20 protein-coding genes and 1 pseudogene are annotated in these 24,728 nt (G+C 61.7%); 9 read left to right on the top strand and 12 right to left on the bottom strand.

Annotated features, from left to right (window positions below):
* Window positions 1–55 precede the first annotated feature (55 nt).
* Window positions 56–358 (top strand): hypothetical protein, encoded by a 303-nt coding sequence (locus tag IVA91_RS23055; protein WP_247450528.1) that lies wholly within the window; start codon window positions 56–58, stop codon window positions 356–358.
* 132 nt (window positions 359–490) lie between these two features.
* Window positions 491–1,684, top strand: coding sequence for a CoA transferase (locus IVA91_RS23050; protein WP_247450530.1), 1,194 nt, complete (start codon window positions 491–493; stop codon window positions 1,682–1,684).
* Between the two features lie 89 nt (window positions 1,685–1,773).
* Here the strand turns inward: IVA91_RS23050 and IVA91_RS23045 are convergent, their stop codons facing one another.
* The 3 genes from IVA91_RS23045 to IVA91_RS23035 form a co-directional block, all read right to left on the bottom strand.
* Window positions 1,774–3,297 carry a tripartite tricarboxylate transporter permease gene (locus tag IVA91_RS23045; RefSeq protein ID WP_247450532.1) on the bottom strand — a complete coding sequence of 508 codons (1,524 nt, stop codon included), beginning with the start codon at window positions 3,295–3,297 and terminating at the stop codon, window positions 1,774–1,776.
* A gap of 11 nt (window positions 3,298–3,308) precedes the next feature.
* The gene (locus IVA91_RS23040) at window positions 3,309–3,848 is read right to left on the bottom strand and encodes a tripartite tricarboxylate transporter TctB family protein (RefSeq protein ID WP_247450534.1); all 540 of its coding nucleotides are present in this window, start codon (window positions 3,846–3,848) and stop codon (window positions 3,309–3,311) included.
* 180 nt (window positions 3,849–4,028) lie between these two features.
* Entirely contained in the window at window positions 4,029–5,024 is a 996-nt protein-coding gene (locus tag IVA91_RS23035; protein WP_247459180.1) for a tripartite tricarboxylate transporter substrate-binding protein, read from the bottom strand.
* A 342-nt stretch (window positions 5,025–5,366) separates the two neighbouring features.
* Between IVA91_RS23035 and IVA91_RS23030 the strand changes: the two genes are divergently transcribed.
* On the top strand, window positions 5,367–6,329 hold the full coding sequence (locus IVA91_RS23030; RefSeq protein ID WP_247450537.1) for a UDP-glucuronic acid decarboxylase family protein: 963 nt from the start codon (window positions 5,367–5,369) through the stop codon (window positions 6,327–6,329).
* A gap of 201 nt (window positions 6,330–6,530) precedes the next feature.
* Here IVA91_RS23030 and IVA91_RS23025 read toward each other — a convergent pair whose 3' ends face one another.
* The 3 genes from IVA91_RS23025 to IVA91_RS23015 all read right to left on the bottom strand — a co-directional run bounded on the left by IVA91_RS23025 (window position 6,531) and on the right by IVA91_RS23015 (window position 9,900).
* Window positions 6,531–7,325: an enoyl-CoA hydratase/isomerase family protein gene (locus tag IVA91_RS23025; protein WP_247450539.1), complete on the bottom strand. Its 795-nt coding sequence runs from the start codon at window positions 7,323–7,325 to the stop codon at window positions 6,531–6,533.
* A 30-nt stretch (window positions 7,326–7,355) separates the two neighbouring features.
* On the bottom strand, window positions 7,356–8,555 hold the full coding sequence (locus IVA91_RS23020; protein WP_247459179.1) for an aminotransferase class V-fold PLP-dependent enzyme: 1,200 nt from the start codon (window positions 8,553–8,555) through the stop codon (window positions 7,356–7,358).
* Window positions 8,556–8,697: 142 nt separating this feature from the next.
* Entirely contained in the window at window positions 8,698–9,900 is a 1,203-nt protein-coding gene (locus tag IVA91_RS23015; RefSeq protein WP_247459178.1) for an alanine--glyoxylate aminotransferase family protein, read from the bottom strand.
* A gap of 135 nt (window positions 9,901–10,035) precedes the next feature.
* Here IVA91_RS23015 and IVA91_RS23010 point away from each other — a divergent pair, with 135 nt between their 5' ends.
* The 4 genes and pseudogenes from IVA91_RS23010 to IVA91_RS22995 all read left to right on the top strand — a co-directional run.
* Entirely contained in the window at window positions 10,036–10,773 is a 738-nt protein-coding gene (locus IVA91_RS23010) for a GntR family transcriptional regulator (protein WP_247459177.1), read from the top strand.
* 106 nt (window positions 10,774–10,879) lie between these two features.
* The gene (locus IVA91_RS23005) at window positions 10,880–13,855 is read left to right on the top strand and encodes an FAD-binding and (Fe-S)-binding domain-containing protein (protein WP_247459176.1); all 2,976 of its coding nucleotides are present in this window, start codon (window positions 10,880–10,882) and stop codon (window positions 13,853–13,855) included.
* Entirely contained in the window at window positions 13,848–14,276 is a 429-nt protein-coding gene (locus IVA91_RS23000) for a heme-binding protein (protein ID WP_247450548.1), read from the top strand. The genes IVA91_RS23005 and IVA91_RS23000 overlap by 8 nt, the downstream gene beginning before the upstream one ends.
* Before the next feature lie 50 nt (window positions 14,277–14,326).
* Window positions 14,327–14,498, top strand: a pseudogene (locus tag IVA91_RS22995) (caspase family protein); the annotation flags it as partial.
* Between the two features lie 1,107 nt (window positions 14,499–15,605).
* Here IVA91_RS22995 and IVA91_RS22990 read toward each other — a convergent pair.
* The 6 genes from IVA91_RS22990 to IVA91_RS22965 form a co-directional block, all read right to left on the bottom strand.
* Window positions 15,606–16,052 carry a hypothetical protein gene (locus IVA91_RS22990; protein ID WP_247459175.1) on the bottom strand — a complete coding sequence of 149 codons (447 nt, stop codon included), beginning with the start codon at window positions 16,050–16,052 and terminating at the stop codon, window positions 15,606–15,608.
* Window positions 16,053–16,241: 189 nt separating this feature from the next.
* Window positions 16,242–16,973 carry a PRC-barrel domain-containing protein gene (locus IVA91_RS22985; RefSeq protein WP_247459174.1) on the bottom strand — a complete coding sequence of 244 codons (732 nt, stop codon included), beginning with the start codon at window positions 16,971–16,973 and terminating at the stop codon, window positions 16,242–16,244.
* A gap of 123 nt (window positions 16,974–17,096) precedes the next feature.
* Window positions 17,097–17,300, bottom strand: a complete 204-nt coding sequence (locus IVA91_RS22980; protein WP_247278867.1) for a DUF2934 domain-containing protein — start codon at window positions 17,298–17,300, stop codon at window positions 17,097–17,099.
* A 111-nt stretch (window positions 17,301–17,411) separates the two neighbouring features.
* A complete protein-coding gene (locus IVA91_RS22975) occupies window positions 17,412–18,551 on the bottom strand; it encodes an HWE histidine kinase domain-containing protein (protein WP_247459173.1) in 1,140 nt (379 codons plus the stop codon).
* Between the two features lie 676 nt (window positions 18,552–19,227).
* The gene (locus IVA91_RS22970) at window positions 19,228–20,385 is read right to left on the bottom strand and encodes an AI-2E family transporter (protein WP_247459172.1); all 1,158 of its coding nucleotides are present in this window, start codon (window positions 20,383–20,385) and stop codon (window positions 19,228–19,230) included.
* A 189-nt stretch (window positions 20,386–20,574) separates the two neighbouring features.
* Window positions 20,575–21,612 (bottom strand): alpha/beta hydrolase, encoded by a 1,038-nt coding sequence (locus IVA91_RS22965; protein WP_247459171.1) that lies wholly within the window; start codon window positions 21,610–21,612, stop codon window positions 20,575–20,577.
* A gap of 1,638 nt (window positions 21,613–23,250) precedes the next feature.
* Between IVA91_RS22965 and IVA91_RS22960 the strand changes: the two genes are divergently transcribed.
* Window positions 23,251–23,394 carry a hypothetical protein gene (locus tag IVA91_RS22960; protein ID WP_247459170.1) on the top strand — a complete coding sequence of 48 codons (144 nt, stop codon included), beginning with the start codon at window positions 23,251–23,253 and terminating at the stop codon, window positions 23,392–23,394.
* 973 nt (window positions 23,395–24,367) lie between these two features.
* Window positions 24,368–24,553 (top strand): hypothetical protein, encoded by a 186-nt coding sequence (locus IVA91_RS22955; RefSeq protein ID WP_247459169.1) that lies wholly within the window; start codon window positions 24,368–24,370, stop codon window positions 24,551–24,553.
* Window positions 24,554–24,728: the final 175 nt, after the last annotated feature.

Here is a 24,728-nt window from a genome sequence, read left to right as displayed (position 1 = left end):
ACCGGACACGCGCAAGAACCTCGGTTCCCTGGCGCCCGTAATTTGCAGGGGTTTCATGAAACGACGTTCCCTCGCGGCCGGCCTGTTTGGCGCCCTTGCGGCGTACGCTGGATTCGATCACACGCCCTTCGGAGGACTGCCCGTCATGGTGGAGAAAGCTAACGCGGATGACAGCGGCAAGGCGGGCCGCTCGCCCACCATGCCAATGGCTCGCGATCCTGCTGTTGCGGTGGCCGAGGAATACGAAGCCGCCCGCCGGAAGGGAACGCGTGAAGCTTTTGAGCTCTTCATTGCACGCCACGGCGATGACCCGTTGGCCGAGAAGGCGCGCGCCGAACTGAAGCGCCTGTCGCGCTGATCCCTTCACGCAGCGCAGCAAACCGCGCCAGCCATGGCATTTCGACAGGCGGCATCCGCGCCGGCCCAGACTTGTCGCAAGGTCTTTCGGCACTATGGTAGACGCCGCAATCTGTCCCGGAGCCCTTTCACGATGCCCTTTCCGCATGCCTCGGAAGCCCTGTCGCGCTTCACCGTGCTCGATCTGACCCGGGTCCGCTCCGGGCCGACCTGCGTGCGGCAGCTCGCGGATTGGGGCGCCAATGTCATCAAGATCGACGCGCTGACTGAGGATGCCGGTGGCGAGCAGCCGGGCGGACCCAGGCGGGGTTCCGACTTCCAGAATTTGCACCGTAACAAACGGGCGATGACGCTGAACCTGAAAGACGAGCGCGGGCTCGCCGTGTTCAAGCGCCTTGCCGCCAGAGCCGACGTCCTGGTCGAGAATTTCCGCCCCGACGTGAAGAAGAAGCTCGGCATCGACTATGAGAGCCTCGCCGCGATCAACCCGCGCATCGTCTATGGCAGCATTTCCGGGTTCGGCCAGGACGGCCCCTATCACAAGCGGCCGGGCTTCGATCAGATCGCGCAGGGCATGGGCGGGCTGATGTCGATCACCGGCGCGCCGGGCGGAGGACCGATGCGGGTCGGCATTCCTGTGGCCGACCTCACGGCGGGCCTGTTCTGTGCCATGGGCATTCTCACCGCGCTGCTCGAGCGCGAGGTCTCCGGCAAGGGCCAGTGGGTGCAGACCTCGCTGCTCCAGGCCCAGATCTTCATGCTCGACTTCCAGGCCGCGCGCTGGCTGATGGAGAAGGAGGTGGCCAAGCAGGCCGGCAACAATCATCCGACCAGCATCCCGACCGGCGTGTTCAGGACCTCGGACGGCTACATCAACATCGCGACCACGGGCGGGCGGATCTGGGAGCGCTGCGCCCAGGCGATCGGCGCGCCGGAGCTCGTCAGCAATCCCGACTACGCGACGGCCCCTGCGCGCTCCAGGAACCGCGACGCGCTCAACGCCGAGATCGAGAAGCGCACCGTGACGAAGTCGACCGAGACCTGGGTCCGCGAGCTCAATGAAGCCGGCGTGCCCTGCGGGCCGATCTATGCCATCGACCAAATGTTCGAGGACGCGCAGGTCAAACATCTCGGCATCGCGCAGAACGTGCCGAACGACGAGGACCGCCACATCTGTCTGGTCGGCCAGCCCGTGATGCTGTCGCGCACGCCGAGCAAGATGGTGGCGCGGCCGCCGGAATTCGGCGAGCAGACAGACGAGGTGCTGAAGGAGTTCGGCTTCGGCGCCGACGAGATTGCCAAGCTCAGGGACGCCAAGGTGGTGTGAGCTAGGTCAGAAACGACAAAGCCCGGCGCGAGCCGGGCTTTGCATCTTGTTGACGCTCTGTCGATTTAAGTACTTCGCTACCCAAGAGATTATGCTTCGCGCGATGTCGCCGTGGTCCGATGCGTCCAACCAACGCGGGCGAGCAGGCCGTCAATTACGGGCCAGAACAGCAGCACGATTGCCAGCGTCGTGATCGAGCCGACAAGCCCGTTCGACCAGAACACCTTCAGGGTCCCTCCGGAGCCGATCATGGACAGGCGGAATGCATCCTCGGCGCGGTTGCCGAGCACGAGCGCCAGCGTGAACGGCGCCAGGGGAATGCCGATCTTCTTGAAGACGTAGCCGACGATGCCGAAGCCGAGCATCAGCCAGATGTCGAACATCGCGTTCTGGATCGCATAGGCGCCGATCGCGCAGGACACCACGATCATCGGCGCCACCGCGGCAAACGGCACGCGCAGGATCGAGGCGAAGATCGGCACCGTCGTCAGCACCAGCATGAGGCCGACGACGTTGCCGAGATACATCGAGGCGATCAGGCCCCAGACGAAGTCCTTGTGCTCGACGAACAGCAGCGGCCCCGGATTAAGCCCCCACACCATCAGGCCGCCGAGCAGGATCGCGGCGGTGCCGGAACCGGGAATGCCGAGCGCCAGCATCGGCAGCAGCGCCGAGGTGCCGGACGCATGCGCCGCCGTTTCAGGCGCGAACACGCCCTCGATGCGACCCTTGCCGAAACCCTCGGGATTCTTGGCGAAGCGCTTGGCGAGGTTGTAGCCCATGAAGGACGCCGCAATCGCGCCGCCGGGGGTAATGCCGAGCCAGCAGCCGATGAAGGACGAGCGCAGCAGCGTCACCCAATATTTGGGCAAGTCCTTCCAGACGCTGAGCACGACGCGGAGCGAGATGCTCGCCGCATGCCCGCGCAGCGCCAGCCGTTCCTCCATCGTCAGCAGGATCTCGCTGATGCCGAACAGGCCGATGACCGCGACCAGGAAGTTGATGCCGCGCAAAAGCTCGGCCGAGCCGAAGGTCATGCGCAGATTGCCCGAGACCGTATCCATGCCGACGCCGGCGAGCAGGAGACCCAGCGACATCGAGATGACGGTCTTGTGCTTGGCTTCGCGCCCGAGGCCGACGAAGGAGCAGAAGGTCAATAGATACACCGCAAAGAACTCGGGCGGGCCGAACTTCAGCGCAAAGGACGAGATCATCGGCGCGAGGAAGGTGATCAAGAGCACCGCGACCAGTGAGCCGATGAAGGAGGACGTGAACGCCGCGGTCAGCGCCTCCGCCGCCCTGCCCTGCTGCGCCATCGGATAGCCGTCGAAGGTGGTCGCGACCGACCAGGCCTCGCCGGGGATGTTGAACAGGATCGAGGTGATCGCGCCGCCGAACAGCGCGCCCCAATAGATGCAGGACAGCATCACGATCGCCGAGGTCGGATCCATCGTGAAGGTGAGCGGCAACAGGATCGCAACGCCGTTGGGGCCGCCGAGCCCCGGCAGCACGCCGACGAAGATGCCGAGCACCAGCCCGACCAGCATCAGCATGAGTGTCTTCCACGTCAGCAGGACCGCGAAGCCGTGAATCAGGAGACCAAACGCTTCCATCGCGATCCGCCCTAGCGCCCGAGGGCCGCTTCGAGCGGCCCTTTCGGCATGATGACGTCGAAGGCGATGTCGAAGGTGACGAACATGATCGCCGTGAACACGAAGGCTGTGAGCAGCGACTTCCACAGCGCGATCTTGCCGACGAAGCGCATGAAGCCGGAGATCAGGAGGAAGCTCGCGACATAGAGGCCGAGGAATTGGGTCAATAGGCAGAACAGCAGCGTCGGCACGAACACCGCCATCACGCGGCGGGCTTGCGCCCGCGTAACGAAGGTCTCGCGCGCGCGGCGCGCGAGGAGCGCCACAATCAGGCCGTAGAGGCTGCCGCCGCCGAGGATGACGCAGAGATAGAACGGGAAATAGCCGGGCTCGGGCCCGGTCGCATCCCAGGACGCACCGGTACGCCAATTGTCGTGGCCGAGCGTGACGGCAAGGGCCAGCAGCAGGAGGCAGACGACGATCTCGATCGTGCCCGAGGAAACGACGGAGGGGGAGTCGTCCTCAGGCGCGGTCGGATCGTCGACGACGATTTCAAGATCGGTTTGGGACATTACCTGTCAGGGACGGAGTGCGTTCAATTCCCCCTCTCCCCGGCTTGCGGGCAGAGGGGCGGGGTGAGGGAGTCTGCACGGAGAAAGTGAGAGTTGGACTCGCGGAGAGTACCCCTCACCCGGATCGCATCTTCCATGCATTCCGACCTCTCCCCGCAAGCGGGGCGAGGTGACAAGCAGCTACTTCGCGACGAATCCGGCTTCCGTCATCAGCGCCTTGTTGATGGCATCGTCCTCCTCGAGGAACTGCACCATGTCCTTGCCGGTGAGGAAGATCGGCTTCAGGGCCTGCTTCTCCATATAATCCTTGTACTCGGCGGTCTGTGTCACCTTGTGGAAGAGATCGACATAGAACGCCTGCTGCTCCGGCGTGACCTTGCCGGGTAGGAACATCGCGCGCAGCATCAGGTACTGGACGTCGACGCCCTCCTCCTTGCAGGTCGGGATGTCGGCCCAGGACTGCGTCTCGGTCACCTTGGTGGTGTAGGCGATGCGCTCCTTGTCGAACACGCAGAGCGGACGCACCTGGCCCGCGCGCCAGACTTCGAGATTTTCGGAGGGGTTGTTGACGTTGGCTTCGGTGTGGTTGCCGACCAACTGGGTCGCCGCCTCGCCGCCGGACTTGTAAGGCAGATAGGAGAATTTCGCGCCGGTCTTCTGCTCGAGGAAGACGGTCAGCACGTGATCCTCACGCTTGGAGCCGGTGCCGCCCATCTTGAACGGCGAGCTAGCCGCTTTCGCGGCTGCCACGAACTCCTTCACCGTCTTGGGACCTACGCTGTTATCCCACAGCACGAATTGGTCGAGCGCGATCACCGAGACCGGGGTCAGCTCGCGCCAGTTGAAGGGGATCTTCGCCGACAGCGGCAGCATGTAGATCAGCGAGTAGGCGATCAGCACCTTGTTCGGATCGCCCTCGCTGGACTTCATGTACATCAGCGCTTCCGCGCCCGATGCGCCGCCCTTGAGCGAGACGACTATCGGCTGCTTCATCAGATTGTTCTTCTGGATTGCGGCCTGCATCATCCGCGCCATCTGGTCGGAGGCGCCACCCGCGCCCGCCGCCACCACGATCTCGACGGGCTTTGCCGGTTCCCAGCCGGCAAAGGCCGGCGTGCTCAACAACAGCGCCGTCGCCGCGCCGATGGTCTTCACTGGAATTCGCACGAGTTTCATCCCCTGATGTTTTTTGAGTTTGTAGTGCGGAAAATTCTATTCCCGCATTGTGCGGACTAATGCTGACGAGTTCAAGCAGGCGGGCAATTCAGCGCATATGACTTTCGACTGACGAAGCCGAAAGCTTATGATACCTTACCTGCCCTTCCAATCCGGCCTGCGTGTTGAGGAAGGCGTCCATGCCCTCGCGGAAATCCTCGCTCATATAGGCCTTCAGGATCAGTTCACTTTTGAGGGATCATAACCGGAATGCAAGCTTACTAGCATTTCGGCCCGTAGCCGATACCACTCTGCCGGCCTCACCGGAGGAGCCCGCCCCCGATATCCCTGCTGGAACCGATCATGCCGTTTGAAAGCTACAACAACAGTCGCATCCTCGTGACCGGAGGCGCCGGCTTCATCGGATCGCATCTCTGCGAGCGACTGCTCGAAGCGGGGGCCGAGGTGGTGTCTGCGGACAATTATTTCACCGGCAGCCGGCGCAACATCGCCCATCTGATCGCCAATCCGCTGTTCGAGCCGGTCAGGCACGACGTCACCTTCCCGCTCTACATCGAGGTCGACGCGATTTTCAACCTGGCCTGTCCGGCCTCGCCGATCCACTACCAGCGCGACCCCGTACAGACCACCAAGACCTCGGTGCACGGCGCCATCAACATGCTCGGCCTCGCCAAGCGGCTGAAGGCGCGCATCTTCCAGGCCTCCACCAGCGAGGTCTATGGCGATCCGCTGATCCATCCCCAGACCGAGGACTATTGGGGCAACGTCAACCCGATCGGCATCCGGTCGTGCTACGATGAGGGCAAGCGTTGCGCCGAGACGCTGTTCTTTGACTATTGGCGCCAGCACGGCCTCCCGATCAAGGTCGCACGCATCTTCAATACCTACGGTCCGCGCATGCAGCCCAACGACGGACGCGTGGTGTCGTCCTTCATCGTCCAGGCCCTCAAGGGCGAGCCGATCACGGTATTCGGCGACGGCGGGCAGACCCGCTCCTTCTGCTATGTCGACGACCTGGTCGAGGCCATTACGCGGCTGATGGTGACACCGGAAGACGTCACCGGCCCGATCAACCTCGGTAACAACTCTGAGTTCACGATCCGCGAACTGGCTGAGAAGGTCATCAAGCTCACGGGTTCGCGTTCCAAGCTGTTGTTCAAGCCGCTGCCGCAAGACGACCCGCGGCAGCGCCAGCCCGACCTCGCCAAGGCGAAGGCGACGCTGAACTGGGAGCCGAAGGTCGCGCTCGAGGATGGTCTGAAGGAGACGATCGGCTACTTCAAGCGCGCGCTTGAACTGACCTGATTCAGCGCGCAGCTTTCATCGTCCTCAACGGGCTTTCGCAATCAGCGCCCTGCGATCGCAGCCGCGCCGAACTTCTTCACCGTCTTACCACCTGCGCTGTTGTCTCACAGCACGAACTGATCGAGCGCGATCACCGAGACCGGGGGTCAGCTCTTCGGCGCACATGACTTTCGACTGACCAAGCCGAAAGCTCGTGAGACTTTACCTGCCCTTCCAGTTCGGCGTGCGCTTGTTGAGGAAGGCGTCCATGCCCTCGCGGAAATCCTCGCTCATATAGGCCTTCAGGATCAGGTCCTCGCCCTCTTCGCGCGACAGCGTGCGGCGAATACGGCGCACCGCTTCCTTGGTCGCTTCCAGCGTCAGCGGCGCGTGGCTGGCGACGAGCTTTGCGGTCTCGTCGGCGCGGCGCCGCAACGTCTCGACGTCGGGCACGACCTCGTTGAGCAGGCCGAGCGCGAGGGCTTCCGCCGCCTCGACGAGGCGCGCCTTGAAGATCAAATCCTTGGTGCGGGCGGGACCAACCAGCGCGACGACGCGGCTGATGTTCGACATCGACAGGCAATTGCCGAGCGTGCGCGCGATCGGAAAGCCGATCCGCGTCGTCTCGGTGCCGATGCGGAGATCGCAGCAGGCCGCAATGCCGGCGCCGCCGCCGGTGCAAGCTCCCGCGATCGCAGCGATCACGGGCACGCGGCACTGCTCGAGAATGCCGAGCACGCGGTCAATACGGGCCTCGTAGTCGAGCGCGTCCTGCGCGGACTTGAAGGCGCGGAACTGCGAGATGTCGGTGCCGGAGGCAAACGCCTTGTCGCCCGCGCCGGTCAGGATCAAGGCCTTGATCGAACGATCGGCGTTGATCTCCTGGCAGATCTCCGCCATGCGGTCATACATGGCGAAGGTCATGGCATTGCGCGCCTGCGGGCGGTTGAAGGTGATCCGCGCGATGCCGTCCTGGACGGAGTAGAGCAGGTCTTCGTTGGCAGTTGGTGCGTTCATCGCGCTCACTTCTTCTTCAAGTTGGATGGATCAGGCCACCTGGGCCTTTGCCATCGGCACCATTTCGCGTCCCTTCAGGACGTCCATGGCCGCCAGGACGCCGCCGCTCCGGTGCGGGATCTTTGCAAGATCGAGGCCCATCTCGACGCCGGCGAGCGTGCCCATCAGCATCAGATCGTTGAAATGGCCGATATGGCCGATGCGGAACACCTTCCCCTTGATCTTGTTCAGGCCGGTGCCGAGCGACATGTCGAAGTTCTCCAGCACCACCTTGCGGAAGGCGTCGGCGTCGTGTCCTTCCGGCACGCGAACGCCGGTCAGCGCCGGCGAATGCGCGGCAGGGTCGGCGCACTGCGTCTCAAGGCCCCAAACCTTGACCGCGGCCCGTGTCGCCGCGCTGTGTCGCTTGTGGCGGCTCCAGACGTTCTCCAGCCCCTCCTCTTCCAGCATCTTGACCGCCTCGCGCAGGCCGTAGAGCAGGTTGGTTGCGGGCGTATAGGGGAAGGTGCCGAGCTTGTTGAAGCTGATGACCTCCTGCCAGTCCCAGTAGGAGCGCATGCCGGGGTTGGCTTTCGCCACCGCGAGCGCTTTCTCCGAGACGGCGTTGAAGCCGAGCCCCGGCGGCAGCATCAGACCCTTCTGCGAGCCGGCGACGGAGACGTCGATGCCCCAGGCATCGTGCTCGTATTCCATCGAGCCGAGGCCGGAGATAGTGTCGACCATCAGCAGCGCCGGATGCTTTGTGCGGTCCAGAATCTTGCGCACGTCGAGCGGCGGCGTCACGCAGCCGGTCGAGGTCTCGTTGTGCACGACACAGACCGCCTTGATCGCGTGCTGCTTGTCGGCGGCAAGACGCTTCTCGATCTCGGCGAGATCGGCGCCATGACGCCAGTCGCTCGGAATGAAGTCGACGTCGAGCTTGAACTTGTCGGCGATGCCGCGCCACAGCACGGCGAACTGGCCGGTCTCGCACATCAAAACCTTGTCGCCGGGCGCGAACACGTTGACCATCGCCGCTTCCCAGGCGCCGGTGCCGGACGAGGGGAAGATGATCACGGGTTGCTGGGTGCGAAACACCCGCTGCATCGAGGCGAGGACCGCAAAACCGAGCTCGGCGAACTCCGGACCGCGATGGTCCAGGGTCGGCATGTCCATCGCGCGCAGCACCCGGTCGGGCACATTGGTCGGTCCTGGAATCTGTAAGAAATGCCTTCCAGTATGCACGGTCATCGGCGTCCTTCCGGGTCTAGCCTTGGTTTGGTGGGCGCCGAATAGCACCATTTGACCGGCTTGTCCCCTCCTCCAAGAGGGTCCGTCCGTGCATAACGGGCCGACCTGCCCTCGGATACCATCCCCTTTCACCGCGACCACCTTACGTGCCGACGACCTTCAGATGCGGCGATGCATTGCCCTGCGGGCGCTGCTCCAAGAGCTTCATCGCGACATCGACGCCGCCGGAGCGATGCGGCACGCCCGCAACCGACAAGCCCATCTCGACGCCGGTGAGCGCGCCGAGCAGCGTCAGGGCGTTGCATTCGCCGAGATGGCCGATGCGGAAAACCTTTCCGGCGACCTTCGACAGGCCGGAGCCCAGCGACATGTTGTAATTGTCGAGCACCACTTTCCGGAACTGGTCGGCATCATGGCCCGGCGGCATCAGCACCGCGGTCAGCACCGGCGAGAATTCTGAGGGCTCCTGGCAGAGGATCTCAAGGCCCCAATGATTGACGGCAGCACGGGTCGCGGCGGCCAACCGCTGATGCCTCGCAAAGACGTTGTCGAGGCCCTCTTCCAGCAGCATCGCGATCGCCTCGCGCAGGCCGTAGAGCAGATTGGTCGCGGGCGTGTAGGGGAAGAAGCCTTTTGCATTGGGCTTGAGCATCTCCTCCCAGTCGAAATAGGAGCGCGGCATCCTGTTGGTCTTCGATGCGGCACGGGCCTTGTCCGAGATCGCGTTGAAGCCGAGACCGGGCGGCAGCATAAACCCCTTCTGCGAGCAGCTGACGCTGACATCGACCTTCCACTCGTCGTGGCGGTAGTCGACCGAGCCGAGCGAAGAGATGGTGTCGACCATCAAGAGCGCCGGATGCGAGGCGCGATCGATCGCGGCGCGGATCTCGGCGATGCGGCTGGTCGCACCGGTCGATGTCTCGTTGTGCACGACCATGACGGCCTTGATCGCATGCGCGGTGTCATCCGTGAGCCTGGCCTCGATCACGGCCGGATCGGCGCCGCGGCGCCAGTCCCCCGGAACGAAATCAACCTCGATGCCGAAGCGTCCGGCCATCTGCCGCCACAGTGTGGCAAAATGGCCGGTCTCGACCATCAGCACCTTGTCGCCCGGCGACAGCGTGTTGACGATCGCGGCCTCCCAGGCGCCGGTCCCCGACGAGGGGAAGATCACGACGGGAGCTTTGGTCTGGAAAATCTTCTGGCTGCCTTCCAGCACGGCCCGGCCGAGCTCGGCGAATTCAGCGCTGCGGTGGTCGATGACCGGCATATCCATGGCGCGCAGCACGCGCTCGGGGACCGGGCTCGGGCCTGGAATCTGGAGGAAATGGCGTCCCTGATGCATGGAAACCTCCCGGTCGGTATGACTATCACCGGCCCCATCGGCCTATTTTGCATTCATTTTTTGTCCTTTCAATCGAATTTTGGTATTCTATTGTGTCCGTCGACGCGACCAAACAGGCAAATTACTGTGCTACAAATGAAATCCACGATTCCCGACACCGGGGTTCCGATTGCCCCGCCCAGCCTAAATGGCGGCGATCGCCAGGAGGCCTCGCTTCATGGCGAGATCCTGTTGCGGCTGCGCGATTACGTGGTCGAGGGCAACATTCCGGAAGGCGGGCGCGTTCCCGAGCGGCAGCTTTGCGAGATGCTCGGAATCTCCCGCACGCCCCTGCGCGAAGCCTTGAAAGTGCTCGCCGCCGAGGGGCTGATCGAACTTTTGCCCAACCGCGGCGCGCGGGTGCGCCAGCTCAGCCAGCGCGACCTCGAGGAGCTGTTCGACGTGATGGCAGGACTGGAGAGCCTCGCCGGGCGCCTCGCCTGCGAAGCCATTACCGACGCGGAGATCACCGCGATCGAGCAGCTGCATTACGAGATGTACGGAAGCTATCTGCATCGTGACATGCACGGCTATTTCCGGGCCAACCAGCGCATCCATGAGAGCATCGTCGCGGCCGCGCGCAACGAGACGCTGAAGGCGGCTTACGCCAACTTCGCCGGCCGGATCCGGCGCGTCCGCTACTCCGCCAATTTCGCCCGCAAGCGGCAGCGCTGGGCGGAGGCCATGCGCGAGCACGAGGCCATTCTCGATGCGCTGCGCCGCCGGGCCGCGAGCGAGCTCAGCGACATCCTGTTCCAGCACCTGCGCAACAAGCGGGCGGCCGCGATCGAGCACCTGACCGAGCCCCGAGAGGACGCGCCGGTCTCGTCCTGAAGACGGCCGGGTTGCTCATTTTGAATTCACAATATAATCGAACACGAAACATAGTGAATAACTCAGCAAGGCTGGGCCACCTCGCTGGATCGGTCCGGGATCAGGGATGACAAACGCTTCCTCGCTCGAACGGCGCCTGCGCGCGGAAATGACCGGCGACGTCCTCTTCGACGGTTTCAGCCGCGGCCGCTACGCGACCGATGCTTCGTTCTACCAGATCATGCCCGCCGGCGTGGTCGTGCCCAAGACCATGGACGAGGCCTTGCTGTCGCTGGCCATTGCCCGGGAAGAGGGACACAAGGTCACCCCGCGCGGCGGCGGCACCTCGCAATGCGGCCAAACCGTCAATGATGGGCTCGTGGTCGACCTCTCCAAGCATCTGAACCGGATCCTGTCGCTCGACGTCGAGGGTCGCACCTGCGTGGTCGAACCCGGCATCGTGCTGGACGATCTCAACCGCCAGCTTAGAAAGCATGGCCTGTGGTTTCCGGTGGACGTCTCCACAGCCTCGCGCGCCACCATCGGCGGCATGGCCGGCAACAATTCGTGCGGCGGCCGAAGCTTGCGCTACGGCACCATGCGCGACAACACGCTGTCGATGGAGGCCGCCCTTGCCGACGGCACGCTGAGCCGTTTCGGCGAGGTCTCGCGCGATCTCTCCGATGTCGAGGCCGGCGACAGCACACGGGCCCTGTTCCGCGACATGCTTGATCTCGGCGCCCGCGAGGCCGAGGAGATCGCCGCACGCTTTCCCAAGGTGCAGCGCCGCGTCGGCGGCTACAATCTCGATGCGCTGGTGCCGCGCAATGCACCCAACAACATGGCGCATCTGTTGGTTGGCTCCGAGGGCACGCTGGCCTTCACCACCAAGGTCGAGCTGAAGCTGTGGCCGGTGATCCGCAACAAGGCGCTTGGCGTCTGCCATTTCGGCAGTTTCTACGAGGCGATGAATGCGGCCCAGCATCTCGTCAAGCTCAAGCCGATCGCGGTCGAACTGGTCGACCGCACCATGATCGCGCTCGGCCGCGACATCGCGATGTTCGCACCCGTCATCTCCGCAGCCATCAAGGGCGATCCGGATGCCGTGCTGGTGGTCGAGTTCGCCGAGGAAGACCAGTTGGATAACCTCATCCGCCTCAAGCAGCTCGGTGAGCTCATGGCCGATCTCGGCTTCGGCTGGAACAACGACAAGCGCAAATGGGGCGGAGTGGTCGAGATCACGGAGCCGGCACTCCAGAGCGGCATCGCCGATTTCCGCGCCGCCGGCCTCAACGTCATGATGTCGATGAAGCAGGAGGGCAAGCCGGTCTCCTTCGTCGAGGACTGCGCCGTGCCGCTGCCACACCTCGCCGACTACACCGCACGGCTGAACGAGGTGTTTGCCAAGCATGGCACCAGCGGCACCATGTATGCGCATGCATCCGAAGGCTGCCTGCATGTGCGGCCCGTGCTGAATCTCAAGTTGGAGAAGGACGTCAAGGCGATGCGCGCCATCGCCGAAGAGGCGTTTGCGCTGGTGCGCGAATACAAGGGCTCGCATTCCGGCGAGCATGGCGACGGCCTGGTGCGCTCCGAATTCCACGAGACCATGTTCGGTGAACGCCTCGTCGCCGACTTCAAGGACGTGAAGCAGCGCTTCGATCCCGACGGCGTTCTCAATCCCGGCAAGATCGTCGATGCGCCCAGGATGGACGACCGCTCGCTGTTCCGCTACCCGCCCGATTACCGGGTGGGCGAGCTGAAGACCAGGCTCGACTGGTCCGCCTATCCCGGGGCCGGCGGCGGTTTCCAGGGCGCGGTCGAGATGTGCAACAACAACGGCGCCTGCCGCAAGCTCGAGGGCGGCGTGATGTGTCCGTCCTACCGCGCGACACGCAACGAGAAGGACGTCACGCGCGGCCGCGCCAATACGTTGCGGCTGGCGATCTCCGGCCAGCTCGGCCCCAATGCGCTCTCCTCCGACGAGATGATGGAAACGCTAAAACTCTGCGTCTCCTGCAAGGCCTGCCGCCACGAATGTCCGACCGGCGTTGACATGGCCAAGATGAAGATCGAAGTGCTGGCCGCGCGCGCAGAGTCCCATGGCCTCACGTTGCGCGACCGCTTGGTCGGCTACCTCCCGCGGTATGCCGACCTTGCATCGCGTTTCTTGCCGCTGGCGAATTTGCGCAACAGCAGCCCGCTCTTGCGAAAGCTGTTCGAGCGCTTTGCCGGCATCAGCGCGCGCCGTGCCCTGCCCGCCTTCCGCAAGGATGTGTTCGTGCCGCCGGCTGACAGCGTGGGATCGGAGAGCGGCCGCGAAGTGGTTCTGTTCGCCGATACGTTCAACCGCATCTATGAGCGCGAAAATCTCGACGCAGCGCTGCGCGTACTCGCGGCCGGCGGCTATCGCGTGCATCTGCCGAAGCCGTCGAGCGGCAGTCGCGCGCCGTGCTGCGGCCGCACGTTCCTGTCAGCCGGCCTCGTCGACGAGGCCAAGGCCGAGCTCGATCGTCTCGTGGCCACCTTCGCGCCCTTCGCCGCGCGCGGCGTGCCGATCATAGGTCTAGAGCCGAGCTGCCTCTTGACGCTCCGCGATGAGCTCGCCTCGCTACGCAAGGACAACGACGCCAAGGCGGTCGGTGCCCACGCGCTGACCTTCGAGGAATTTCTGGTGCGCGAGGCCGAGGCCGGGCGGCTGCAACTGCCGCTCGGTAACCTGGCCGACAAAGCCATTGTGCACGGCCATTGCCACCAAAAATCCTTCGGCGCCTTCAAGCCGGTCGAGCAGGTGCTGCGCCTCGTCCCCGGCCTTGAGGTCGAGACCATCGAATCGAGCTGCTGCGGCATGGCCGGCGCGTTCGGCTACGGTGCCGACACTTACGATGCCTCGATCGAGATGGCCGAGCTGTCACTGCTGCCGGCCGTGCGGCGCGCGGACCAGACTACGCTGGTCGTCGCCGACGGCACCTCCTGCCGCCACCAGATCCACGACGGCACCCAGCGCGAGGCCCTTCACGTCGCGCGGGTGCTGGCCATGAGCTTCGATCGCGCCGGACCCAATTCCAGTTCTCCAGCTACAAAGGAAACCAGCCATGGCTGACCTCACCCTCGACACCGCCCGCAAAATTCTCGACGCCGCCTTCGCGAAGGCCGGCGAGCTCAAGCTGAAGCCGCTGGTCGTCACCATCCTGGACGCGCGCGGCGTGCTCAAGCTCGCCGCCGCGCAGGACGGCACCAGCCTGATGCGCGGCGAGATCGCGCACGGCAAGGCCTATGGCGCGCTGGCGATGGGCATGGGCTCACGCGCGCTGTTCCAGCGCGCGCAGGAGCAGGCCTTTTTCATCGACGCGGTGAACACGATCGCCAAGGGCGCATTGGTGCCGGTCCCCGGCGGCGTGCTGATTATGGACGGCACGACGCTTCTCGGCGCCGTCGGTGTCTCCGGCGACACCTCCGACAATGACGAGGCCTGCGCGGTCGCGGGCATCCAGGCGGCGGGGTTAAAGGCGAATGCAGGCTAGGACTCATCGGCCGAATGACAAAAGAAGACAGCTAATCCGGATGCTGGTCGCTGATCCCTACCGATGCGATCCTAGAGACCGGCTGTGACGTTCTCGACGAGACGGTGGGGCTTGAGCATGGCTGTTCGCCGTCGCGCCTACAAGGCAGCTTCGACTGATCATGCTCAATGCCTGCCGCGACGACCTTTCGCCAAGACCATGAAACGGGCTATCGCCTCGCGCGATCGGACTGGAACGCGTTCTCGCAGCTGGCTCTATCAACTTCCAACAAGTCCGCTGGCACGAAGTTCGACGCTAAAGTTTAAGCTCGCGACCGTCGATGCGTTGGACGCGAAGGCCTGATCAGGCCGCGCTTGCCCGCTTGCCTCGTGGTCATGGTTTCAGGGCAGACGCAGATGCCAAGGTGAAGATCGCATGTCGCTGGACATTGAATAAAATGGGCGGAGCGAGCGGATTTAAACCTCCGCCCCCTGCGTCCCGAACGCAGTGGATATCTTCTAAGTTATTGATCTTTCTTGGTATGGGGCTGGATCGGTCGCATTCTGTTCACGGTCATTTCACACAATTCGTCGCGAATTCGTTGCGGCGTCCTAGACGAGAACGGGGCTTGCGGGAGATCTGAGATAGTTGGATGCGGGCTAGCTCCTGGCAGCCGGCAACGCGGCCCCTTTCCAAATCCTAGCTTCCAAATGAACAGCCGAGTGGAGCGCTAAGTCCAGGGAACTCCGCACCAACGTCTGGCTTGAGCGAACGCCAGAATGGCGGAATCAAAATCCGTTCGATTATCTAATGAGTTCAAGTCGCATTTGGAAGAAACGGGCCAATTCGCCTCTAGTAATATCAATTGCTTAGCAGGCATTTCCAAATAAGGACGCGCCTCTCCTAGCGAGGAGCTTAGCCGACTACATGCTGCTGGCGTGAAAGCGTCCACCGTCAGCACATCGACCTTTAGGTCGTGTGGACAGTTACCTTAACCAGAGCAGAGTTGCCGCGATAGCCGATTGGAGCCAAACATTCAGGCGAGGAGGAAGAACGAACCCGGCAGGCGGCATGAACTCGAGATGGCTGCCGGAAGAGTGTGGCAGTGTATTCGGGAGCCCGTTTTGGATGGTGTGCTGAAGCTGACGACGTTCCAAACGCATGCCTGCGGTTCGCCGTAGTGGCCGAGCGATGGGTCGACTTCTTGGAGACCAAGATGTCGAGTACCTCCCAACACCCCGAATGGGTGCAGTCAGTGAGCCGCCGCCCAATTCCTCCAACCCTGATCGCCTGGCTGTTCGTGTGATGGTGCAACTGCCGTGATCACGGCTGTACTGCCGATTCAATGCGCTAGTCTCCAATCACCATCTCGATCAACTTGGCAATTTTTTCGCGCGTGAGATCTCCCGAATTGGAGATATACGGTTCCACGTCGGGCGCGTAAACGTAGGGAACGCCCTTGGCAGTCCGGCTATCTCCGATTCGAGTCACGACGATGTTTCCGTAGGCGGTCGTGATGCTGGTCGGCGCGCCGTTGCCGATGGTGAAGGACACCCCGACTGGCCTGTGGTCATTCATCTCGATCTGAGACGCAAAGGAGAACTGAGCATCGCCCAGGTGACGCTTCAACTCCGAAAGAAACGGAATAACTTCCCGCTCCAGGGCGAGTTTGCAATACTCAACATCGGCTTCCCTCTTGTCGGCGTTGTCGGCAGCAATGCCGCTTTGTCGTTGCTTTTCGGCCAGTGCGGCAGCGATCTTGCCTCGAAATTTGTGAGCTAGTTCCTCGGCATTCATTTGCTATTCCAATCTCGGCTAAGCGTTGCCAACCCATTGAGCGCGGTGACTGTGGCTTAGAAGCGTCTCCGCTGCACCGCTTCTTGGAGCACCGATCGAGTGCGTAGATCGAAACGGGTGAATTTACCGGGAGCGAGGCGGATGGGCTTGAGGTCGGGATCCGCAATGCTCTAGACTAGAAGAAAACTTCTAGCGCGTTTTGAACAAGGCGTCGTTTTCGGTGCGCCACTTTTGGTCGGATAACCACTTGTAGTCCTGATCTGGCATGAGGGGCACGGTTTTCATGACCTCTTTGGTGACCGGGAGATAGAAGCTCGCACGGTCTTGCGAAACCATGATAGACCGGATTGGAACGACGATACTGTCCTTTCCGGCCGTGAAAAATCCTCCCGAGGCCACCACCGCGTAATTACGTCCGTCTTTCGTCCCGAACACGATGTTCCTGACTTCGCCGACGATTTTGTCGTCCGAACTGCGGACTTCCGCGCCGATCATCTCATCAGTCCTCAGGCCGGGGGCAAGTTCATCGATCCTTAAGAGTGGTTTCGCGTCTTTTTTGCTGCGATTGCCGAGGACAGCCCCGCGCTTCATCTTCGGCTCGCTGGCGGCGATTTGCTTGTCTGCCTCTTCTTCGTCGTTGTCGCCCAGCGATCCCATCGGAGGGCCTGCGATCAGTTCGCGGATATTGGCGAGGAGTCGCTCACAATCCTCATGACGCCCATAAGACCGAAGCGTCATCGCGGCATCTCGGAGACTGCGAAGATCCCGCACGTACTGGCTGTTGGCAGGACCGCGAAAACGCGGGTTTTGTTGGACCGCTTCTTCTAATTTCGCGTCGGCAATTTCGCATTCTGCCTGAGCTGCCGAGATACCAATTAGTCCGATGGCAGCGGCTATAGCGATGGTCTTAGAGGTGATCATAAGTATCTTCCAAAAAAGAGGCCTAGGAGTCCGCAAAATTTTCGTCCACCTGAAGCTCTACAAACGGCAGGCCGCTTGGAGGTCTGCATCGACGAGATGTCCGCCAAGATGGAGGCCGTGCGCTCAGGCCCGATGGCCACGCGAGTGCGACGGCGGATAGGCCGCCTGCGCGTCTGACTGAAGTTGCTCGATCGCACGGTGCCAGTATTCGTCTGCTCTCCCTTCCTGTCGCCCCTCCAGCTCCCAGAGATGATGTGCTCGCTCCCGTATGCGGTGTTCCAAGTTGTCGGCCTGGTGCCGTTCGTTGATTTTTGGTTCGTCGGACATGCAGCTTAACCTTTGGTTTTGCTGGGCTCGATGACGGCGCAACGAGCCCTACTGGGGCGGCGAGATGCGCCGCGTATTAAGAATGAACAGACCGGTGAAGAAGACGAGATCTCACACGGGGGGGCTAACTGAACTGAGCGGCACATCCAACGCATAGGTAAATCCGGATGGCTCGTAAGCGAGCTGCACTCGGCCATTCAGCTGCTGGCCGAGAGACTCCATCATGCGGGTCCCGAAGCTTCGGCGTGTCGGAGGCTGGACTATCGGCCCACCTCGTTCGGTCCATACAAGTTTTAACCGTCCGTTCTGCACGTCTACGGTCCACGCCACTTCGACATGCCCCTCCGGCACCGACAGCGCACCAAACTTGATGGTATTCGTGCACAATTCGTTGAAGGTCATTGCCAGCGCGATGACGGCGCCGGCAGCTATTTTGATGTCCGGCCCATTGAAGTGGAATCGTCTGGCACCATGGCCGTCATATGGCTCGGTGGCGCTGCTGAAAGTATGGGTTAGACTGGCACTTGACCAGCTTACCTGCATCAGCAGATCGTGGGCACGCCCCAGCGCGGTCAACCGGCTCTCCATTGCCTTTTGTCCCTGCTCGACGCTGGTCGCCGTCCGAAAGCTCTGGGACGCAATTGCGCTTACGGTTGCCAGTGAATTCTTGATGCGATGATGGAGTTCGCCAATAATCAGCTTCTGCAACTTATCGGCCGCCTCGCGCTCCTTTGCCTCGACCCCGGCTTGCTCCAGCAATGCCTTGGCGTCCACCGCGGCTTGGTCGAGCAACAGACGAAGGCTCTCGTTTTCGGCGGACATCGCCGACGCGGCATCTGGCACCGCGCTTGTCGTTGGAACAATCTTCAATGCGCCAAACCCCACCATTCCCTGAAGTTCCGCGATCAACTGTTCCACGTGGAGAGGCTTGCCAAAAAACCTGCTGTCTTCCGGCGTATCCGTACCCGATGGTTTCACCTCACCCGAGACGAGAATGATCTTGATGGTCGGCCATCGCTCATGCACTGCATGCGCCAGCTTCAAGCCGTCTATGCTTCCGGGCATCTGAATGTCAGTGAGCAGCAAAGATATGTCGGAGCGAGTTTCCAGGATGGAAATAGCCTCATCGGCATTGACAGCCTCAACGGGGTGAAAACCGGCATCCTCGACGATGTCCACCGCGCGCATACGCAAAATCATCTCGTCTTCGACAACCAGAACGTTGGGGACTTGGGTCGGGTCTATGGTCATCGGTTTCTCCAAAATGGAAAGCAGATCCGGCCGCGGTGTCGCCGCACCCGCATCCGCGCCGCGTGAGCTTTGATTGGTCGGGAGTAGCTCGACAAGTTTCAGCGGCCGCTGGATACGAGGCGGACCTGCAGCACTGGCGGACCGGCCTTGGCTGCGCAAGCAAGGCGAGGTAAAGTTTGGCCAGACCTGAGTTGAGCACATTGTTGCCCGGAGCCTGTCCCCTTTGGCCAACGCGGCAGTTTCACGCGCTTCCACCCTAAGGGCGGACCCCGGCAACGCCAGGACGATGGTGGCCAGTATTGCAGAGAGGACTACAGCCCTCACAAATTTTAGCATTAATGCTCCTGTCGCTCCCTCACTCAAGGGAACATGCAGACAACAACCATCATTAGAATTTGTTCCTCTAATGCAACTTATAAGTTATTAAACGTCATCTGTTATGCAGCACGTTTTCGTTTCACAGCAGCAAGAGTAGCTGAGAGCTTGTTCAACGCGTACGCCAGCGAAATTACGGCTGCGCAAGTCGCCTCTCAGGTTGCAAAGGCTCATTGAGACGCTCTGACCGTCGCATCGAGGCACGCGGAGACGCGTTTCAGGATGCCGCTGCGTAAGCGCAAACTGCAAGGGCCGTCTTCCGGCGACGCGGTCCTCAATCTTCTCCGGGAGCGACACCGGACTAGCCTTCAAGGACGTGCCCCAAAGCTTTGAGCGGACGCACGCGATCGCTAACGATCTTGAGGATGGCCAGCATCGGAACGGCCAGGATCGCTCCGGGCACCCCCCACATCCAGAACCAGAACACCAGCGAGAGGATGACTAGCACCGGGTTCAGGGTGAAGCGCCGGGCAAGCAGCATGGGAGTCAGGGTTTCGCCTTCGGCGAGGTGGATGCCGAAGTAGAGGGCCGGAGGCAGCAGCGCCCACCACAAGCTATCGAAGCTCAACATGCCGGCCAGGAGGAAGATGACGGTCCCGAACAGCGGTCCTAGAATTGGAACGTAGTTGAGCAGGAAGGCCGCGGCTCCCCACAGCAAGGGGTCTCCAAGTCCGCAGAAATACATCGCAACGGCCGTTGCAATTCCCACTGCAGCATTCATGGCGGTGATTGTAAGAAGATAGGCAGATATGTCCGCTTCGATCTGCTGAGAGATGTCCACCGCCTGCCTCTTGTCGCCGAAGTTCGGCAAGACCTCGACGATGCGTCGCAGAAAAATGTCTCCGGCAACCAGAAGAAAATAGAGCACCAGAACGGTCGTAAACAGGCCATCGATAACAGCCCGCGTTCCAGCGAATAGCGCGCCGGTAAGGCCGAGATCGTTACGGACCGCAACGGTGGCGCCCTTCTTCTCGGGAGCGTCAGCGACGTGCTCGGCCTGCTGGATGACTTTCTGCAGCGCTTCGATCGGGCGCTTCAGAACGACCAGGTGAGTTTCGAGGCGAGGCAAGCCCTCTGGCAATTTCTCCGCCCAAGTCGCGGCAGGTAGCGACAAGGCTGCCACAAAACCCACGAGGGCTCCCATGACCATCAAGATCGCCAAGAGCGCTCCGATGGCACGGGGAAGACCGATACGCTCGAGCAGACGGACGGCGGGTTGCAGAATGAGCTGCAACACGAAGGCGAGCACCACGGGCAGTATGATTGAGCTTGCCACATGGACGGCTGTCAGCACGGCTAGTGTTAACAGACTACCGAGAAAGAACGTCTGCGGACTGGACGGCAGCGGCATGCCGGTATCGTCGGCCGCCTGCGGTGGCGAGGCAGCAGGTTGCGGCACGCCGACATTCGGCCCTGGCGACGAGGGGAGTTCCTGCGGCAACTTTGACAGTGAGACCACGACGCTTTCTCCATCGCGATATTGGGCTTGTCACCCCGACCAACTGAGGCAGCTTCAAACGGCCGGGAAGGCGATGCCGCTTCAGGCCTCTAGTCACATAAGCTAATCGGCCCGGCTTCACGGTTCGGTCACAGCGGGCCTGTTCGCCAATTGGAGACAAGAAAGCACACGTTCCCTGTGGGAGCTTTCCTAGGCTCTGGCAAACCTGCGTGGCGCGTTTCCGCCGATGTCTGTCTCTGCAGCAGCCTCGTCGATGGCCGCCATCAACTGCACCGTGGCAGACTGCTGGATCATGTGCCCTGCACCGGCGATACGGTGCAACTTGCTATGAGTGACTTCACCGTGCAGCCTAACCGATTGCTTGTTGATATCGATGAGACGATCCTCATCGCCGGCAATGATGATGGTGGGCATCTTGAGGTGGTCGTAGGTCTTCGCCGACTTGAATGCGGCGGGTATCATCAACGTCGCCTCCGCCGCGCTGGCGCGCATCTGCGAGGGTCGCAACACCAACTCCTTGGGGAAGCCGGCGAACTTGTCTGGGACTGGCGACGGGCCGAACATCTTGCGCAACATGGAAGGCCATAGGAGGCGGCCCGAGATCGGCGAGATGGTGTGACTGACGGCATCGCCGATCCAAGGTGTCGCAGACATCGAAGATGCCGCCGCGTCAACACGGACCGTTGGAAAATAGTAACCCGACGCCAGCACCAAGGCTTCGACAAATGATGGATGTCTTGTCGCCAGCGCAAGAGCAACCGCCGCACCCCATGAGTGTCCAAGCACGATCGCACGCTGGACGCTCAGCCGATCAAGCGCTTTTCTGAACAGATCTGCCTGTGCTTCCGGGGTCCAGATCACGTTTCTTGGTCGCGAGCTGTGTCCAAATCCAGGGCGGTCAAATACGATCACCCGAAACCTGTTGGCCGCGAGCTCGATCAGGCCGCTTGATTCGAAATCCTGGATCATGCTGCCGTTGCCGTGCAGGAGCACAAGCGGACGCCCATTGCCGCGTTCCACGTAGTGCAACCGGACGCCATCGATCTCCAAGAACTGCCCACGGGGCGGGTTATGGCGCTCCGCTTTCTTTGCGACTCGTCGGTTTACGATCGCTAGGGCACCGAGAAGGGAGGCAGCCCCGGCAAGTGCTATGAGTGCGGGATGTCTCCGCAAGACAGTCGTGTAGTCGGACTGGAGGGAAACGGCGCGTGTTCGCGGGAGTGCCATGTGCAGTACCTCATGTGGTCTGCACGATGACTCAGGCGAATTGAGAAATGTTGCAGCTCATCGTCAACGGTCGCCGCGGAGCCTTCGTTCCTAACGCGACTTGGAGAGCATCATTGTCACTCCCCGGCCCAAGATTTACTCTTACTGATCAGTCGAGTGCTGGCGTCCAGACATGATGACGAGGAACATGTCGACGTTCGTCTCGAGCTCGCTCGTTTTGGGACATGCAGGGAGAACAGCCGGCTCAGACAGCCTTTGCATTTCGACCGATCTGCCGGCCAAACTGCCGCGCAACGCGAGCCGTTGCTCGGGCAACGATTTGGAAGGATACCCTTTGAGGTCCCTCCTGAATCTCTCGCTCGGTTGGCTCGGGAAACTTGCGCATCGTATTCCTTCACGGGTTGCTGAAAGATTTCGTTGGCGAGGGTTACGACGACCTCCGCACCTAATGACGCGAGCCCGCTGCTCGATCCGCGATGCCGAGGTCTGGAGCAAGGTTGTCAGTCAGACGCGCTTTAAGCGGCGAGGCCAAGTCGTTTGGCCGAACTCGATGGGTATCACATGGCTATTGCTCGTTCGTTCCGCAAGTGACCGTGGCAAGAGCCTGCATTCCGCTTGCAAACATAAGGGGTCAACTGGCAGTAGCCCCTACACGGGTCAAGCCGACGCGCGGTCCGCTGTTCTGTTGACAGCCTACGGCTCTAAGGGAACAAAGGGTGGAACGGCAGCTTGAACCTGGCGGCAGAACCAAGAGACTGGGAGCCGCGAAGAAAAGCCGTTCGGTGTAACGCCCGGCGGCTTTTGTTTGATGGGCATCTCTCGAGACCTGTGCGGTGTCATCCCGCAAGCCGGGACGTCTACAGCGCGATTGCAAATGCCTCCCCTATCTGGGGCAGTCTGTGCGGACATGAACGTCAAGCAAGGGCCCGAGCTCAGAGTACCTGACTGCGTTCTGCACGACCCACGCGAGCTCGCCGCACCTTCATCTGTGCGCAACCCGGGAGAGCTGATGTGGTCGTCCACTGTCGCAGCAATCCTGCCCTCTTCGCGTCGCCCCCGTGAATTGCATCACGTCTGCTTTACCCCTCCATAGTTGAACTCCGATGCGACAGGACGGAGGAACACTTCACCCCCAGTCGGTTTGGTTCCGAGTACTTGCGGGACGCGCTGCTTCAACACTCACGCGCATCGGAATTGGCATGGCTTCCGTCAAAACGGGGCTGAACAGATACTTCACATTGATTGAGCGTCGAGTGCCCACGAAAGTGGGAACCTTCATTCGCTGGCTGCGAGAGCCTCCCAATATCTGGATCCGTTTCATTTTCGCCGGGGTACTTATTCTCGGGGGCGTCCTCAGCTTCCTGCCCCTCTTCGGCCTCTGGATGCTCCCCCTTGGACTGCTTCTCATTGCGCAGGACATTCCGATCCTGCAGAAGCCTCTCCTCGCCGCGCTGCGATGGATTGAGATGAGGTGGAAGCGGCTAAGGCGACGTTTCAGAACGGAGGCTTCATAACAGCGACGAGACCAGTCGCGCGAAGCAAGCCAGAATGACGCGACAGTGCCGCTCGCGGCATCGGCGCAAATCCTCGTATTTGGAACGTTGGGTTGAGCCGGGCTTGGTCCGGCAGGAGGTCACCATGACCAGAGCATCAGACCACGGCATCATGCGCACCCGCGGAGAAGACCAGCCGGTAGACGGGGAGCGCGCCCAATTGACTCAAAAGCTTGAGCTTGGCCACACGCCACCTGTGATCAAGGAAGAGGCGAACGACCGGGACTAAACCGCAATTTCCTGTCGGCATCGGGGGCGTCCGATCCGGGCGCGCTGCTTTCTGATGCTGCCCGCAGCGATGGCTCGTTTCGAAAGCATCAGAGTGCGGGCATTCTCCCTTAGAAAGTTGCGTGTTGATGCTTTCCAGTAGGTCTCGTCCACCTGCTGACGATTCCGCCTGCGGTTTAGAAAACTTACGCAGTCTGAAGCGAGTTTCTATGAAAATGGGAAGTGTTCGTGCGGGAGGAACGCCCACTGAGATGGCCGAGCCGCGTAGCGTCCGGATCACTGGTCTCCTCTTCCTGAACACCAGCATCAAAGCCGCTCCCGGTGGAACGAATCCACGTGACTGGGGTCGGAATTGCGGGGGATTGCGGCTTGTCACCTGTGGTCTCTTTGCCACGGCGCGACCATGGCCCGTGCGATTCCATGCCTCGGCGCTGCGGACATAGGGGCTCGGCCGAGGCCTGGTTGAAGCGGGTCGGCCCGGCAGAACGTAATCGGGATCGCAGTCTCGATCTCAGATCTCGGATACGGCCCCAGTTCGGTTTGTCGACAGCCGACCTCTGCCAGCCGCAGCCTCTTCCCTAGGAACTAGTAGCAAGCGACAGGATTGGTGCCGTGCTCCGGCTCCAAGTCCCCCCTTGCGCTGCCGGAGGCGTCCCAGCGGCCCCAGCCGCCAAAAGCTGGGGCCGTTTTTTTGTGTCGACCAACCGCCGTCGAGTTGGCCTCCGCCTAGCAACTGCGGGCGGCGGAGATATGGGAAGCTTTCCGCGCCTGGAAAATGCCATGCGAGAATGTTGCGTACATGGTCGATCTATCCGGCGCTGCTCGCGCAGTTTACGGGCTCGATTGTCAGACAGGCCAAGAGGCGCGAGGCCGAGCGACAAATTTCTGAATGCGCACCTTGTTGTGGGGGCGTGGAAGAGGGCCCCGCGGGCTCGCTCGACTGTGGCGAGAGCTCGGACTAAGCGGCGAAATGCATGCGAGCTACCGCCTTCTGTGGCTCTCAAGAAGTAGCAACCTTCCTTTTCGAGCTCCTGCTGATTGCTGTCACCCGTCTTGATGATAGGAACAATGTCGAACGTCGCCGTTTAAGGTCTACCCGCAGTGACCTCTATCTGATCTCGAGCCGCTGGCTGGATTATCTCGGCAAGGTCTACGATTAAGGCGGCACAAATGGTACGCGTGACATCTGTCTCCTGGACGGCTGAAAAACTTGAGCGCCTACAAGAGCTCGTCAGCGGGGGTGCTTCCGTCGCTCGAGCAGCAGTTGTGCTGAGACGATCCATGTTTTCCGTCCAGCAAAAGGCGCGCGAAATCGGCTCGCCGTTTCCCACGCAG

This window comes from Bradyrhizobium sp. 153 (assembly GCF_023073835.1).
Taxonomy (GTDB): Bacteria; Pseudomonadota; Alphaproteobacteria; order Rhizobiales; family Xanthobacteraceae; genus Bradyrhizobium.
This window is presented reverse-complemented; position numbering and strand designations above follow the sequence as displayed.